14 protein-coding genes, 9 tRNA genes and 2 riboswitches are annotated in these 14,499 nt (G+C 41.8%); of the genes, 20 read left to right on the forward strand and 3 right to left on the reverse strand.

The features are described from left to right. Positions 1-3: 3 nt before the first annotated feature. The 16 genes from AC0VZ9_RS02530 to AC0VZ9_RS02605 all read left to right on the forward strand — a co-directional run bounded on the left by AC0VZ9_RS02530 (position 4) and on the right by AC0VZ9_RS02605 (position 7,108). Positions 4-80: transfer RNA gene (locus AC0VZ9_RS02530), tRNA-Asp, on the forward strand. Between the two features lie 25 nt (positions 81-105). After that, positions 106-181: transfer RNA gene (locus AC0VZ9_RS02535), tRNA-Phe, on the forward strand. Positions 182-203: 22 nt separating this feature from the next. Next, positions 204-287, forward strand: a tRNA-Tyr gene (locus tag AC0VZ9_RS02540). A gap of 7 nt (positions 288-294) precedes the next feature. Continuing rightward, positions 295-368 (forward strand) — tRNA-Trp (locus AC0VZ9_RS02545). An 11-nt stretch (positions 369-379) separates the two neighbouring features. Then, positions 380-455: transfer RNA gene (locus AC0VZ9_RS02550), tRNA-His, on the forward strand. A gap of 25 nt (positions 456-480) precedes the next feature. Continuing rightward, positions 481-555, forward strand: a tRNA-Gln gene (locus AC0VZ9_RS02555). Positions 556-562: 7 nt separating this feature from the next. Then, positions 563-636, forward strand: a tRNA-Cys gene (locus tag AC0VZ9_RS02560). A 14-nt stretch (positions 637-650) separates the two neighbouring features. After that, positions 651-724, forward strand: a tRNA-Gly gene (locus AC0VZ9_RS02565). A gap of 6 nt (positions 725-730) precedes the next feature. Beyond that, a tRNA-Ile gene (locus AC0VZ9_RS02570) sits at positions 731-807 on the forward strand. Positions 808-1,508: 701 nt separating this feature from the next. Next, on the forward strand, positions 1,509-1,649 hold the full coding sequence (locus AC0VZ9_RS02575; protein WP_139266893.1) for a cytochrome c oxidase subunit 2A: 141 nt from the start codon (positions 1,509-1,511) through the stop codon (positions 1,647-1,649). A 12-nt stretch (positions 1,650-1,661) separates the two neighbouring features. Continuing rightward, complete coding sequence (locus AC0VZ9_RS02580) at positions 1,662-2,126, forward strand: cytochrome c oxidase subunit II (RefSeq protein ID WP_475396997.1); 465 nt, start codon at positions 1,662-1,664, stop codon at positions 2,124-2,126. A 14-nt stretch (positions 2,127-2,140) separates the two neighbouring features. After that, a complete protein-coding gene (locus AC0VZ9_RS02585; protein ID WP_019381136.1) occupies positions 2,141-3,835 on the forward strand; it encodes a cbb3-type cytochrome c oxidase subunit I in 1,695 nt (564 codons plus the stop codon). Between the two features lie 60 nt (positions 3,836-3,895). Then, a complete protein-coding gene (locus AC0VZ9_RS02590; RefSeq protein ID WP_009335536.1) occupies positions 3,896-4,528 on the forward strand; it encodes an SCO family protein in 633 nt (210 codons plus the stop codon). Next, positions 4,525-5,085: a hypothetical protein gene (locus AC0VZ9_RS02595; RefSeq protein WP_009335535.1), complete on the forward strand. Its 561-nt coding sequence runs from the start codon at positions 4,525-4,527 to the stop codon at positions 5,083-5,085. The genes AC0VZ9_RS02590 and AC0VZ9_RS02595 overlap by 4 nt, the downstream gene beginning before the upstream one ends. A gap of 133 nt (positions 5,086-5,218) precedes the next feature. Continuing rightward, positions 5,219-6,007: a DUF2935 domain-containing protein gene (locus AC0VZ9_RS02600; RefSeq protein WP_009335534.1), complete on the forward strand. Its 789-nt coding sequence runs from the start codon at positions 5,219-5,221 to the stop codon at positions 6,005-6,007. 231 nt (positions 6,008-6,238) lie between these two features. Further along, positions 6,239-7,108, forward strand: coding sequence for a cation diffusion facilitator family transporter (locus AC0VZ9_RS02605; protein ID WP_009335533.1), 870 nt, complete (start codon positions 6,239-6,241; stop codon positions 7,106-7,108). Between the two features lie 38 nt (positions 7,109-7,146). Here AC0VZ9_RS02605 and AC0VZ9_RS02610 read toward each other — a convergent pair whose 3' ends face one another. After that, a complete protein-coding gene (locus AC0VZ9_RS02610) occupies positions 7,147-7,566 on the reverse strand; it encodes a hypothetical protein (protein WP_019381135.1) in 420 nt (139 codons plus the stop codon). 251 nt (positions 7,567-7,817) lie between these two features. Here AC0VZ9_RS02610 and AC0VZ9_RS02615 point away from each other — a divergent pair, with 251 nt between their 5' ends. Further along, positions 7,818-9,035: an MFS transporter gene (locus AC0VZ9_RS02615; protein WP_475396999.1), complete on the forward strand. Its 1,218-nt coding sequence runs from the start codon at positions 7,818-7,820 to the stop codon at positions 9,033-9,035. Positions 9,036-9,133: 98 nt separating this feature from the next. After that, positions 9,134-9,670, forward strand: coding sequence for a DUF3267 domain-containing protein (locus tag AC0VZ9_RS02620; protein WP_475397000.1), 537 nt, complete (start codon positions 9,134-9,136; stop codon positions 9,668-9,670). A gap of 16 nt (positions 9,671-9,686) precedes the next feature. On the opposite strand, the gene AC0VZ9_RS02625 is transcribed toward AC0VZ9_RS02620, so the two are convergent. Together AC0VZ9_RS02625 and AC0VZ9_RS02630 are read right to left on the reverse strand one after the other, a co-directional pair. Then, the gene (locus tag AC0VZ9_RS02625; RefSeq protein ID WP_019381133.1) at positions 9,687-9,923 is read right to left on the reverse strand and encodes a hypothetical protein; all 237 of its coding nucleotides are present in this window, start codon (positions 9,921-9,923) and stop codon (positions 9,687-9,689) included. Between the two features lie 104 nt (positions 9,924-10,027). Next, on the reverse strand, positions 10,028-11,662 hold the full coding sequence (locus AC0VZ9_RS02630; protein ID WP_034297475.1) for a bifunctional metallophosphatase/5'-nucleotidase: 1,635 nt from the start codon (positions 11,660-11,662) through the stop codon (positions 10,028-10,030). Positions 11,663-11,815: 153 nt separating this feature from the next. Here AC0VZ9_RS02630 and AC0VZ9_RS02635 point away from each other — a divergent pair, with 153 nt between their 5' ends. Beyond that, positions 11,816-12,100 carry a hypothetical protein gene (locus tag AC0VZ9_RS02635; protein ID WP_475397001.1) on the forward strand — a complete coding sequence of 95 codons (285 nt, stop codon included), beginning with the start codon at positions 11,816-11,818 and terminating at the stop codon, positions 12,098-12,100. Positions 12,101-12,287: 187 nt separating this feature from the next. Further along, positions 12,288-12,402: riboswitch (TPP riboswitch) on the forward strand. Between the two features lie 126 nt (positions 12,403-12,528). Beyond that, positions 12,529-14,313, forward strand: a complete 1,785-nt coding sequence (gene thiC, locus AC0VZ9_RS02640; RefSeq protein WP_009335527.1) for a phosphomethylpyrimidine synthase ThiC — start codon at positions 12,529-12,531, stop codon at positions 14,311-14,313. A 29-nt stretch (positions 14,314-14,342) separates the two neighbouring features. Beyond that, positions 14,343-14,448, forward strand: a riboswitch (TPP riboswitch). Positions 14,449-14,499 lie beyond the last annotated feature (51 nt).

Below are 14,499 nucleotides of genomic sequence, written 5' to 3' on the forward strand. Positions count from 1 at the left end.
TCTGGTCCGGTAGTTCAGTTGGTTAGAATGCCTGCCTGTCACGCAGGAGGTCGCGGGTTCGAGTCCCGTCCGGACCGCCATTTTTACAAAAAGTAAATAATATGTGGCTCAGTAGCTCAGTCGGTAGAGCAAAGGACTGAAAATCCTTGTGTCGGCGGTTCGATTCCGTCCTGAGCCACCATTTCCTAAGTCTTATCAGACGTGGAGGGGTAGCGAAGTGGCTAAACGCGGCGGACTGTAAATCCGCTCCTTCGGGTTCGGCAGTTCGAATCTGCCCCCCTCCACCATTTATATAGGGGTATAGTTTAATGGTAAAACGAAGGTCTCCAAAACCTTTGATGTGGGTTCGATTCCTGCTACCCCTGCCAGTAGGATAGTGGCGGTTGTGGCGAAGTGGTTAACGCATCGGATTGTGGCTCCGACACTCGTGGGTTCGATTCCCATCAATCGCCCCATTATTCTTTTTGACAGCAATATTATTGGGCTATAGCCAAGCGGTAAGGCACCGGACTTTGACTCCGTCACTCGCAGGTTCGAATCCTGCTAGCCCAGCCATTTTTAAGGCAGCATAGCCAAGTGGTAAGGCAGAGGTCTGCAAAACCTCCATCCCCGGTTCAAATCCGGGTGTTGCCTCCAAACCATAATCATATGCGGGTGTAGTTTAGTGGTAAAACCTCAGCCTTCCAAGCTGATGATGAGGGTTCGATTCCCTTCACCCGCTCCAACATATGGGCCTATAGCTCAGCTGGTTAGAGCGCACGCCTGATAAGCGTGAGGTCGATGGTTCGAGTCCATTTAGGCCCACCATTATACATACCATTTTCAAACTAATTCCAATAGGAGTTAGTTTTTTTGTATTGGAGAAATATAAAACGGTTATTGGACCGATTTATATTTCTATGGTAAAATCCCGTCCCTTGAGGTATTTGGTAATTATACTAATACATATGGAGTTTATCCATACTGTGTTTTTTCACCTTTTCTCTACGATATTCAATCTCTCGTTAGGTTAGTATCGGCCGCTTGATTTTCATTCTGTTTTATCTTCCAACTCTTTTCCTCTATTATTCAGTTCCTTAACTTTATCATCTGAAAATATTTCAAGAATGCTCCAGCTGTTAATGAAAAAGCCAAAATTACAAAACATCCAAAATATCCCCCAGTTTTCCTTAAATTTTATTAACCTGCCGATTAGTTTAAGACGATAGTTTACATACTTCATCAAAATTCTAACTTAAAATCTCAAATCCTTATGTTCTTTACATTAATCTTTTAAAGCTTGAGATTCATTACAAATCAGGTGAATTAACTTTTTGTGAATTATTTGTGAATCGTTATGCTTGCCAGTACAAAATTCATTGGAAGAAAGCCTTGATATTACTGTGCTTTTGTTAGTATTTCAGCATTTTTGCCTGCGAAGATATATGAAAAAAGTGTGATTCATTTCACTTTTATGAAAACCCTTCTCAACTATGATGTAGGTAACAAAGCTAAGGAGCTGATGGAAGGTGGAAACGCGAAAAGTGGTCCAGAGCAGTTCAAAGGAACATAACTCTCTAAGGGGTACGTTCTTTTCAGTTACAGTTGTGGGGCTTGGGATCTTTGTTACTTATTTAATTGTGTATGGCCTGTACATGGCCAGATTATAGGGGGGATATAAAATGATGCATCGGTCGGAGAAGGTATGGCTGATATTAAGCTTTGGAATGATTATTGGATTCATGCTGATTACGGGCTATCAGACATTCGCCCTGGAGATGGGGCCGCCAAGCTATGGAGAGCGAATTGATCCTCAAAAAGTGGATGAAACAGCGCCGTTCGATAATCCTGGGATTAAGAAGATAGGCGAGAATGAGTATGAAGTAGTTATGATTCTTCAGGTATTCAGCTTTACCCCAAATGAAATTGAAGTGCCTGCAGGATCGACAGTTCATTTTACCATGACATCTAAAGATGTCGTGCATGGCTTTCAAGTCGCTGACACGAACCTAAATGCAATGGTTGTGCCTGGCTATGTACAAAAGATCATACAGAAATTTGAAAAGCCAGGTGAATATTTGGTTCTTTGCAATGAGTACTGCGGTGCGGGTCATCAGATGATGAGCACCACCATTACGGTGAAATAAAGGGGGGATAAACAGTGGAAACAGTTATTAAGCAAACAGGAAAAACACAAGCATTTAAGGATAAAGCAAATAAAGTTATGGGAATTAGCCTGGAGGATGCAAAAATAACGAAATCATATTTATCTGTTGCTTTCTTAGCCATCCTGCTTGGCGGAATACTTGGACTATTGCAAGGGCTGAATCGGGCTGGAATGCTGGAATTGCCGGCATGGCTGAACTATTATCAGGTTCTTACAGCTCACGGTCTGCTGCTGGTAGTCGTACTGTCGGCTTTCTTCACAATTGGTTACTTTTATGCTGGATTATCTCATACTCTGGGAGGCCTGCTTCCTAAGGTAAGAAAGATGGCTTGGATCGGCTTCTGGATGAAGATTTTCGGATTTGTCCTAGCTGTGATTCCGATTTTAATGAATGAAGCATCTGTTATGTATACGTTCTATCCGCCAATGGCTGCTTCACCCATTTTCTATATCGGTTTAGTCTTCATTGTATTGGGTGTATGGATGTGCGCCTTTGGTGCCTTTATTAATGTGGCTAGCTGGCGAAAGAGGAATCCCGGCCAGCATATCCCTATTCTTTCTTTCTTTGCAACCGGTGTATTTGTTCTCTTATTCTTTGGAAGCATACCTGTAGCCATTGAGGTTTTTACCATTATCCCTTGGGCTTTTGGATGGGTGGAGACAATAAATGTCATGGTTGCACGCACGCTGTTCTGGGCGTTCGGCCATACGCTGGTAAACATCTGGTATTTAACAGCGGTCTCTGCCTGGTATGTCATAGTGCCGAAGATTATTGGCGGCCGTAGGTGGAATGACCTTTTAACAAGAATTGTGGTTATTGCACTTGTAATTATGAATATTACCGGCGGCTTCCATCATCAGATTATTGATCCTGGTATTTCTGAACCTGTGAAATACATGCACGTGTTTATGAGTTTGGCAATTGGCTTCCCTTCATTAATGACTGCTTATGCTATGTTTGCAGTATTTGAGCGTACAGCGAGAAAGAAAGGCGGAAGAGGTCTTGTCGGCTGGTATAAGAAACTTCCTTGGGGAGATGTTCGATTCCTCGCGCCATTTATCGCGATGGCTGCTTTTATTCCTGCCGGAGCCGGCGGAATAGTACAAAGCACAAACCAATTGAACCAGGTAGTTCATAACACAATGTGGATTGTCGGTCATTTCCACTTAACACTTGGCATGTCTGTGGTCATGACGTTCTTCGGTATCAGCTACTGGCTTATTCCTTATGTATCAAAAAGAATGCTGACACCGCAGATTAATAAACTTGGGGTTATACAAACGATCATATGGACGCTCGGTATGATCATCATGTCCGGTGCGATGCACTGGGTGGGTCTGCTGGGTTCTCCAAGAAGAACTTCTTATTCAACATACTTTGACAATGCAACTGCTTTAAGCTGGGATCCTTATCTGTTCTTCCTGGCTATCGGTGGTACCCTTCTGATGATCGGTGTACTTATGCAGGTATATGCTGTATTCTACCTCATGTTCTTTGCGCCAAAAGGAAACACAGAATTCCCTGTTGCGGAAGTGGAAGAGGATGAAGCGCCAACACCTAGATGGACAGAGCGCTGGGGATTATGGATTGTGTGTATGATTGTCCTTGTCGGCATGGCTTATGTCATTCCATTGGTCGATTTTATTGTCAATGCTCCTCCAGGTTCACCTCCTTATAAAACCTGGTAAGGAAAGAGAGATAGCTCGGATGCAGGGCTGTCTCTTTCTTTTAAAAGGAAGTGATGAATCATGTTTCCAAAAAATAAAACGGCTTTTTCCAGCTTGGCTGTACTGGTGTTTGGCGTGCTCCTTTTTTACATTGGCACAGATGGCTTTCAGGCTTTCACTGCTGAAAAAGCCAGGGTTAATCAGTTAATGGATGAAAAGCCTCAGTTCCCGGATGTAACACTTGAAGATAATAACGGGAGGACCTATTCTTTCACAGAATTTGAAGGGAAGTATGTGTTTATTACCTTTTTATATACTTCATGCGGTACTGTTTGTCCTGAACTGGAGGTTAATATGTCTGAAGTATATAAACGGATTCCAGAAGAGTATATTGGCCATGATATTCAATTCCTGAGCATTAGTTTTGATCCAAAGCGGGATACTCCGGAAACATTGGATACTTACCGCAAGGCTTTTGGCAGTGACGGGGAAACGTGGAGAATGGCGAGGATACCGAAACAGCAGGAGCTTAAATCTTTGCTTGATCGATTTGGTGTCATAGTCATTCCTGATGAATACGGAAATTTTGCCCATAACTCTGCCTTTTATCTGGTGAATCCAAAAGGACACTTAGTTGAAGTCATGGATTACACCTTAATAGAAGCAGCGGCTGAACGGGTGACGGAGATTCTCGAGAGCGGAGGGAAAGAATGATGAAGTCATCAGTTTACGGATTACTCCTGCTTCTTGGATTGATGCTCCCGCCTGCAGCTGATTTTCTGGAGTCCATCATGATTACCCATATGCATATGCAAATGCCTTTACTGGTGATCTCTGGCATATTCATGGCAAAGTTCTTTCAGAATCGCTTCACGGGATTTTTCTCAAAATGGAATGAAAACGGAGTGCCGGGTATATTGCTGTTTTCAATCATTATGGTGTATTGGTCTCTGCCAAGGACAATGGATGAAGCATTGACGCTTACGAGTGTAGAAGTCTTTAAATTTATCTCCCTTCCATTTTTGGCCGGTGTGCCATTGCGGGACAGCTGGCCAAAGCTAAGTTCATTTTGGAAGCATGCTCTCATTATTTTCTTTACTATCTTATTTTTAGCTCTGGGATGGCTATATATCTGGTCCCCTGTACAGCTTTGCAATAACTATTTGGTCATCGAGCAGATTACGCTGGGCTGGGGCTTTATTTCAACCGCGTTTGCCATGGTTGTATACTTGATTTATAGCTATGTTATGGATTTTTCAAAATATGAGTAAAAGAATGACTGCTGCCGTTCTTGGGAGCAGTTTTTACATTTATCAGCTTGTTTATCAGCTTCAATAAAATAGAATAATGGCAGGAAATCATAAATATATATGAGAAGGAGTGAGTAATTGGGGAGGGGATGACATGGCGGATCCAATAGTCGTTAGATCGCTGGATGAGATTAAATTTTGGTCCAGGATTATGAAAGAACATGCACTATTTTTAAGTTTGGGGTTTACCTATGAACAGAAACAATTAATTGCCGAAGCACAGCAATTTATCGCTCTATTTGAAAGAATCGAGGAAAAGCTGGCCAGATTTACAATCAACTCAGAACTTAGACAGGTTCAAGCATTTAATAACGAGGTTTATCAAGCAGCTGCTGCCATCTGGAGCTATAAGAGGAAAGTGCTGGGGCTGACATTAAGATGCGAAATCCGTTCAAATAATTTTCCTTTATTAATTGACCATATCAGCAGAGAAGCTGCATACTTTGCAAATCGATTAAAAGACCTCAACTCAGGGATACTCGCACCAAAACCGGAAGCCATTATAGAAGAAAATGTCTTCTTTCTAAGGATCATGGCTGACCATGCTAAGTTTATTGGCCATTTACTAGATCCTTCGGAAAGAAAGCTGGTAGAACAGGCAAGAGAGTTTAGCCATGATTTTGACCAATTGGTCTTTCAAGCTGTTGATCTTGACTCTATGCAGCCTGAATCAGAAACGAAACCAATACTTAGCCATTTTTTAAATGAGAATAAAATATCAGTTGCTTCGTTAAGGGACTTTAAGAAAACAGCCAGAGAATTAATAGAGGCATGCCGGATCAAAAGCAATATTCATCCTCTTCTGGCTGACCATACGTTTAGAGAAGCTGAGAGATTTTTGGAAATTATCGATTTGTTTGAGGCGAGTCTTAAGAAGGCATAGTTTTGCTTGGAAGATGGGCTGTTTCTTTCATGCTGTACAAATTCTGTTTCTTCTTTATGCACATTAAGATGATTCAAATCAAGCCAGCCTTTTATGGGGCTGGCTTAAATTTTCACTAGTACAACTTAATTGCACTTTGCTTATTTATTTAATAAAAGACAAAAAGATTGCTCTAGACCCACCCGAATTCCGCCTGGTAATATAATCAAGGGTAAAGTAGGAGGCTGGGGCATGGAAGAGGAAAAGTATCATAACCTTAAGTTAGGCGAGCGTGCTGCTTTTATTAGTATTGCAGCTTATATATGTCTTTCTGTACTAAAATTAACAATTGGATATGTGAGTGACTCTGCTGCTTTGAAAGCGGATGGATTGAATAATACAACAGATATAATTGCTTCAATTGCAGTGCTTATAGGGCTGAGGATTTCTCAGCGTCCGCCGGATAAAAATCATGGGTATGGCCATTGGAAGAGTGAAACCATTGCTTCCATGGTAGCATCCTTCATTATGGCTGCAGTAGGTCTTCAAGTTCTGCTTAATGCTGTTTCATCCATGTTTGATGGGGTTAATGAATCTCCTGATATAATTGCGGCATATACGGGAGTTTTTTCTGGAGCTGCAATGTACTTTGTATACCGATATAATAAAAAATTAGCTATTAAAATTAACAGCAAGGCCGTAATGGCAGCGGCAAAGGACAATATTTCAGACGCATGGGTGAGTATAGGCACTGCCGTCGGAATTTTTGGTTCGCAGCTGAACATGCCTTGGCTTGATCCATTAACAGCCATAGTTGTCGGGTTTTTAATATGCAAAACGGCTTGGGATATTTTTGTACAAGCCTCCCATGAGCTTTCTGATGGATTTGATGAAAAAAAGATTAAGCATTATCAGGATGTCATCAAAAATGTAGACGGGGTAAAAGGCATTAAAGATATTAAAGGCAGAAGCTATGGAAACAATGAAGTGATCGATGTGGTCATTTTGGTTAATTCCAAGCTTGATATTAAGGAAGCCCATGATATTGCGACACATGTGGAGAAAGTGATGATGAGGGATTATGGGGTTTATGATGTTCACGTCCATGTGGAACCGAATTAATAAAGAAATGCGTCTCTTAATGAGGCGCATTTCTTTTTCTAGCTGAACATTTTATCCAATTCCCGTAAATGATCATAGGAATTTACCAGTTGTTCAGGTACTATTTTTCTTCCATAATCCCATGAGTTTTTTTCTATTTCAGACATGAGCTGTTCTTTTTCGTCATCTTCTCCGTACAGTAGCGTTCTTATGTCATGTTTGTTTTTCTTGAAGTCCAGATAATACCCGATTTCATGGAATAGCATTAATTTAACCAGGTTCTCATCTGTTTCTTTAATTTTAAAATTAATTTTTGCAATGTAGCCGTTCACTTTCAGGTAGTTAAATTTAATTGTATTCGTTGAGACATTGTAGCTCATGGGTGCAGTAAGTGTATTGCAGAACTCATAGTTAATATCCAATTGGAACCCATCCAAGGTGTTTTTTATAATCTTTTCGATATCCCATATGTAAAGCACGTTTTCTGTTGAGCTCCTTTCTATTAATAGTTTAAGTTGATTATACAGACATTCATGAAAATCGTGATATGTTTTTCTGAAAAATAGGAACAAGCTACCATGATCTATATTGTTAGAACATATTACCGAGCTGGCTGCTGCAGGCATTTTTCAATATGTTAAGCTAAATGATAGATTTTCAATATTAGATTAAGAGCTTAACTTTATAGAAATCATGCCGGTTTGCAACGACTTTAGATAGGGGGATAGTGATGAATCGTTCATTTTACGCTCTTCTAGTAAGCCAGACAGCAACGAATCTTGGGTTTGCCCTGTACACGATGGCTGTTGTGCTGCATTTGTATAATGAAACAGGGAGCACAGCACTTTCTGCAGCCGTCACATTGATTAGTGTAATATCGAGAATGATCAGTAATATACTGCTTCCATCCATTTCGGATAGATTTCAGCCAGTAAATCTATTGAAGTTTTCCCAGATAAGCCAGATCGTTCTGATTGCTGGATTAATGATATTATTCTTGCAGCAAATGAAGGATTTTATGTTAATGGCTATTTTCTTAGTGTTGGCCCTTATATCCTTTTTCAATGGCTTTTTCTCGCCTATTAAAATGTCCATGGTAAAAGCTGTTGTTCCTAAAAAGCAAAGAGTCAAAGCGAATAGCCTGCTCTCAAGTGTTGACCAGACTTTCTTGTTTGCAGGGTGGACCTTTGGCGGTATCCTGTTAGCTTTCCTTGGCAAACAATCCACATTGATCATTACGCTCATTCTGCTTGTTATTTCTATTCTAAGCTTGTTTTTGATAAAAAAAAGCGAATCACCTGCTGTGAACTCAAACTTCCGGATGCTGTCCAGTCTAACGGCTGGCTGGAAATTACTCTTCCAGGATAAAGGGCTTCGAGTCCTGATCCTAATGGATTTAATAGAAGCTTGGGCAGGAACGATTTGGATTGGTGCAGTTACGTTAACCTATGTGGAGGATGCCCTTGGAAAGGGGGAGTCTTGGTGGGGCTATATCAACGGAGGATATTACTTAGGCACTATTGCTGGAGGAATCCTCATTTATCGGCTTTCTTATTTACTGCAAGGCCGTTTGATTATTTTTATGCTGATTGGATCCAGTGCTTTCGGGATTCTTACCTTGGGGTATGGTTTTATTTCGAATCCTTTCTTAGCGCTGCTATTTGTAATATTGATGGGACCTGCCTATCAGCTGCGGGATCTTGCGCAAACCACTATGTATCAAAATAGTGCAGATGAAACAATGCTCACGAAAATTCTTGCTGCTAAATCTGTCTTAAACGAATTGATTTTCGTTTTCTCCATTTTGGGCATAGGGGTCTTAACTGATCTAATCGGTGTTCGGCTTATTTACATTTTATCAGGAATATTATTAATCATTTCGTCCATTTTTGGTTTTATTCAGCTGAAGCTTCAAGGTAAAGGTAATGCATTAGAAGCGGAGGGCTAAAGGCAATGGGGAGCTGCCGGCAATAGCCATTTTTTGAAACTTTGCTGTTTGTGATCCGTAAATATAGGTAATCGACCAATTCCTCGCGGGGTGAAAATTTGGAAAATAAAAAACAAACGGTTGTTTCCATTTCAATGAAGAAATTGCAGGTTTATTTATTCATAGCAACGATTGCGCTGGTATTTGGGGTGCTCTTTTTACATGCCGTAATATATGGCGGAGGAGAAATGTCTTTTGATCTTATAGGTATGCTATTATTTTTAGCTGGTATGGCCGTTATCGTTATCTTGCATGAAGCCATCCATTTGGCAGGTTTCCGCTATATTGGCGGTGTCCCATGGAGCGAAATGTCCTGGGGAGTCAATTTGAAATTGGGTGTGGCCTATGCTCATGCTAAACAGCCAGTGACGGTTCAGCAAATGAAAAAGGTTTTAATGCTGCCATTCATTCCGACTGGCTTATTGCCCCTTGTTCTTGGAATTGTACTGAATATGCCTGGATTATCGATATTAGGGGCGATATTGACAGTTGGATGTTTTGGAGACCTTGTTTTGTATAAAAAGCTCTTAAAATTTCCAAATGATGCTCTTGTCATTGACCATCCGACTAAACCGCAATTTACGGTTTATGAATAGGCTTCAATTCATATGTTTAAGAACTTTTATGTTTTTTGTCCCACACAATAAATAGCTGGGTGAAAAAGAAAGCAACCAGGGCCGCCAGTGATGATATTAGAAGGTTTCTCATTGAATCCAGTCCATAAAGCTGGATCCCTATCAATTTGGATGTATTTGTACACAATCTCCAGTTTTCAAAAACAATGGCTGTCTTATGAAAAAATGGAAAAAAGACGCCGAACAGCATGAGAAAATAAATATACTTTTTCATTATCCTATTCCTTTCTTTCTGATCCTAATAGAAGGATATGATGTCGATCCTGCTGTTAGTATTAAATGAACAAGAAAAAAGGACAGTCCCCGAGCTGTCCTTTTTCAGTCTATTCTTTTTATGCGTCCCTCAATCGCGGAGCTGAATGGCTGTGCTGAATTCTGTATATAGTCCACTAGTGCATCTATATCACTTGGTCCGGTCACTCTGTTCGTCCCTTTTCGGAATACTGTAAAATTGTCTCCGCCATCAGCGAGATAGGTATTTACAGTGACCGAATAGATCTTGTCCGAATCCAATTTTGTTCCGTCAGGAAGATAAATATCTTTTACTTTTTCACCGGAAGGCTGGCTGTCATACCAGGAATAAGAGAAGCCGGAAATCTGAAGAATTCTTGTTGAATTTGGCTGCCATTGCTGATTAAGGACATCACGAATTTGGCTGCCTGTTAGGTTCATTTTGACAAGGTGATTGCTGAAGGGGAGGACGACATATAAGTTTCCCCATGTAACTCTGCCGGCGTCAATGTTTGCCCGGATTCCTCCCGGATTGATGAAAGCGAAATCTGTGTTCATCACTGCCCGCTGGGAATCGGCAATAAGATTGCCCAGGGCTGATTCACCGCTTCTGTTTTGTTCGGCTGTGATTGGAATGGCAGCAGTGCCAATATATCTGTTCACCGAGGGTTCAACTTTTCTTTCATAGCTCTCGATCATCCTGGTTATGTCGCTTGCGGGCTGGATATTCTCTTGAAAAACATTCACAATTTCAGCGTGTTTGCGGACAATATCCTTTGTCTGGGGATCTATTTCTATATCTACATCAGAAAAGGCAGTGCCATATGAGTAGGCCTGCACAAGAAGCTTTCCATCTACCACACTGTTCAGATAGGCATGACTATGGCCTCCGAAAATAATGTCCACTTCGTCATCCGCCTGATGGGCCAACTCTATTAACGGGCCTCTTGCATGCTCACCATTTGGTTCTGATTTTCCAGGAACATGCGCTAGTACCACAATGGCTCTTACTCCTTGTTTTTTAAGTTCTCGGGCATACTTGTTGATGGCTTCAGCTTCATCGGTGAAGATCAGATCTTTCACACTGTTTGGCGCGGTAATAGCCGATGTTTCTTTCGTGATGACTCCGATAAATCCAATTGGGATCCCGCTAACGTTTACTATTTTATATGGAGGAAGAAAGGGCTTGCCTGACTTTTGACTGATGACATTGGCTGCAATCCATGGGAAATGGGAACCGGAATAAACTTTTGCCGCTGAAGGGCTGCTGCCACTTAGCAGGCGAAGCAGTTCATCAGATCCTCGATCAAATTCATGATTACCGATAGTTCCGATATCAAACCCCATCTTATTCAAAAATTCAATAGTCGGTTCATCCCGCAGAAGAGCGGATACTGGCGGGCTAGCTCCAATCATGTCGCCAGCATGCAGCAAAAGGGTGTTTTTATTTTCAGAAGCACGCTGCCGCAAATAGGCAGCGAGGTAATCAGCGCGTCCTGCCGGTCTGCCGTTAACCTGCCGAGTGACATTCAGCTGCCCATGGAAATCATTAATGCCCAGCAATTGAATTTGCTTGTATGGTGCTTCTGTACGTTCTTCAACATGGCCGTGATATTCTTCCGAAAGACCCTGCTGATTCCCTTGTTCTTTTTCTGCAGGCTGTCCGCTGAATAGAGGCATTCCCAGGAAGCTAAATAAAATAAGGGTGAAAAGTACTCTCATCATTCATCCTCCAGTATTTGTGGCAGGGATAGTATTTGCAGATATCAGGGATTTAATCGGATGGTGGGCTATTAAGGATCAGAAAAGTTTGGCCTCCTGCTAAAAGGGTAAGGTCTTAAAGAAACATAATACTGCAAAAGGAGATGACAATACATGAATTATAAGAAGCTATGGCTATCAGTTCCATTGAGTGCAGGATTATTGTTGGCAGGATGCGGAACGGATGAACAGGATCCGCCGCCGGAAACGGAAGATGTGGAATTGGAAGATAATCAGATGGAAGAAAACAATAATGAAGATAATGAAATGCAGGATCCTGGCACATCAGAAGAATCTGATATGGAGGAGCCCGGCATGAATGAAGAATCACCACAAGATGAAGAGAGTATGGATGAAAGTGATATGGATATGAATGATGAGGAGTCTGAGGGGAACTAACCCGCATAATTCACGGAAAACGTCTGCCGCTGACAGGCGTTTTTGATATTCATTCAGAAGTAAAAAAATTGAATTAAGGAAAACGGGGTAAGGAGCAGAATAAAGGCAAAATTTTTCATCTGACAGAATTCTGAAATAATTCCTTTCATTTGTTTCCGCAATTCTGTATACTAAAATTGAATTTAATAGCAATAACTAGGGGTGCCCAATAGCTTGGGCTGAGAAAGAAACGCGCTAAAGTTTCTTGACTCTTTGGACCTGATCTGGATCATACCAGCGTGGGGAAGTTAGAATGTGCAAAAATTTCTTTGTGCAAAGACATCTTCGGTTAAGCCGGTCCATCTTTATGTGGACCGGCTTTTTTACATATCTGGCACTTCCTTGGTTCCAGGTCTCGTCCTTATATTTTTATAAGGGAGAGATGATCAATGACGGCAAGTTCATTAAATCAAAAGAGCATTTCCATTATGTCGTGCTTTACTGGCAGCAAAAAAGTCTATGTGGAGGGATCCAGGCCTGATATAAAGGTTCCAATGCGTGAGATAGAGTTAAGTCCCACTTCCGGAACTTTTGGAGAGGAAATCAATGAGCCGGTTCGAGTATATGATACGAGCGGACCTTATACGGATCCTCAATATACGGCAGATCTAAAAAAAGGGCTTCCTGCTCTGAGAAGCCGGTGGATTCATGAACGCGGGGATGTTGAAGAGTATGATGGGCGGAAAATAAAGCCCGAGGATAATGGGTACCGCGATGAACATGATCCGCGTGCTAATCATAAAGTTTTTCCTGGCTTATCCCGCAAGCCATTGAGAGCAAAAAAAGGAAAGAATGTTACCCAGCTTCACTATGCAAAAAAGGGGATCATTACTCCTGAGATGGAGTATATAGCCATTCGGGAAAATATGGATCCGGAATTTGTGCGGTCTGAAGTAGCAAGAGGGCGGGCAATCATTCCTTCCAATATCAATCATCCTGAGACAGAGCCGATGATCATCGGAAGGAATTTCCACGTAAAAATTAATGCGAACATTGGAAATTCTGCTGTTTCATCCTCTATTGAGGAAGAGGTAGAAAAAATGACCTGGGCTACTCGATGGGGAGCAGACACGATCATGGATCTATCTACAGGCAAAAATATTCATACCACACGTGAATGGATTATCAGGAACTCTGCCGTTCCGGTCGGCACCGTTCCCATTTATCAGGCACTTGAAAAGGTTAATGGCATTGCCGAGGATCTTACGTGGGAAGTTTACAGAGATACCTTAATCGAACAAGCTGAGCAGGGGGTTGACTACTTTACCATTCATGCAGGTGTCCTTTTGAGGTATGTTCCGCTGTCGGCAAAACGCTTAACCGGAATTGTATCGAGGGGCGGATCCATTATGGCCCAATGGTGTTTGCATCATCATAAAGAAAACTTTTTATATACACATTTTGAAGAAATCTGCGAGATCATGAAAGCCTATGATGTGGCCTTCTCACTCGGGGATGGGCTGCGCCCGGGATCGATTGCAGATGCCAATGACGAGGCTCAATTTGCAGAGCTCGAGACACTTGGGGAGTTGACGAAAATTGCATGGGAACACGATGTACAGGTAATGGTGGAGGGACCTGGCCATGTTCCAATGCATTTAATTAAAGAGAATATGGATAAACAATTGGAGATCTGCAAGGAAGCGCCATTTTATACACTTGGGCCCCTAACAACAGATATAGCTCCAGGATATGACCACATTACCTCTGCAATCGGGGCTGCCATGATAGGCTGGTATGGTACGGCAATGCTTTGCTATGTTACTCCTAAAGAACATTTGGGTTTGCCAAATAGAGATGATGTACGCGAGGGTGTCATTACTTATAAAATTGCAGCGCATGCTGCAGATCTGGCAAAGGGCCACCCGGGAGCACAAAAAAGAGATGATGCCCTGTCAAAAGCCCGGTTTGAATTCCGCTGGAGGGATCAATTCAATCTGTCGCTTGATCCTGAACGCGCATTGGAATACCATGATGAGACATTGCCGGCTGAAGGGGCTAAAACAGCTCACTTCTGTTCCATGTGCGGGCCAAAATTCTGCAGCATGAGAATTTCGCAGGATATCCGGAATTATGCAAAAGAGAATAAGCTTGACACGGACGAAGCGATACAGAAGGGCTTGGAAGAAAAAGCTGAGGAATTTAAAAAAACCGGGGGAAGTATTTATCAGTAAAAATAGTATTTTAGTAATTTAATAGTAATTATATCTGCTGGGGGTGCCGTTTGCAGGCTGAGATTAAAGCAAAAGCTTTAAAACCCTTGGAACCTGATCTGGCATACCAGCGTAGGGAAGTGGAGTATCGGGGCTATATTCATAAGCCCCGTACAGCCACTTTCTATTTAGAAGGTGGTTTTTAAT

The organism is Cytobacillus sp. QJM3NY_8 (genome assembly GCF_056173585.1).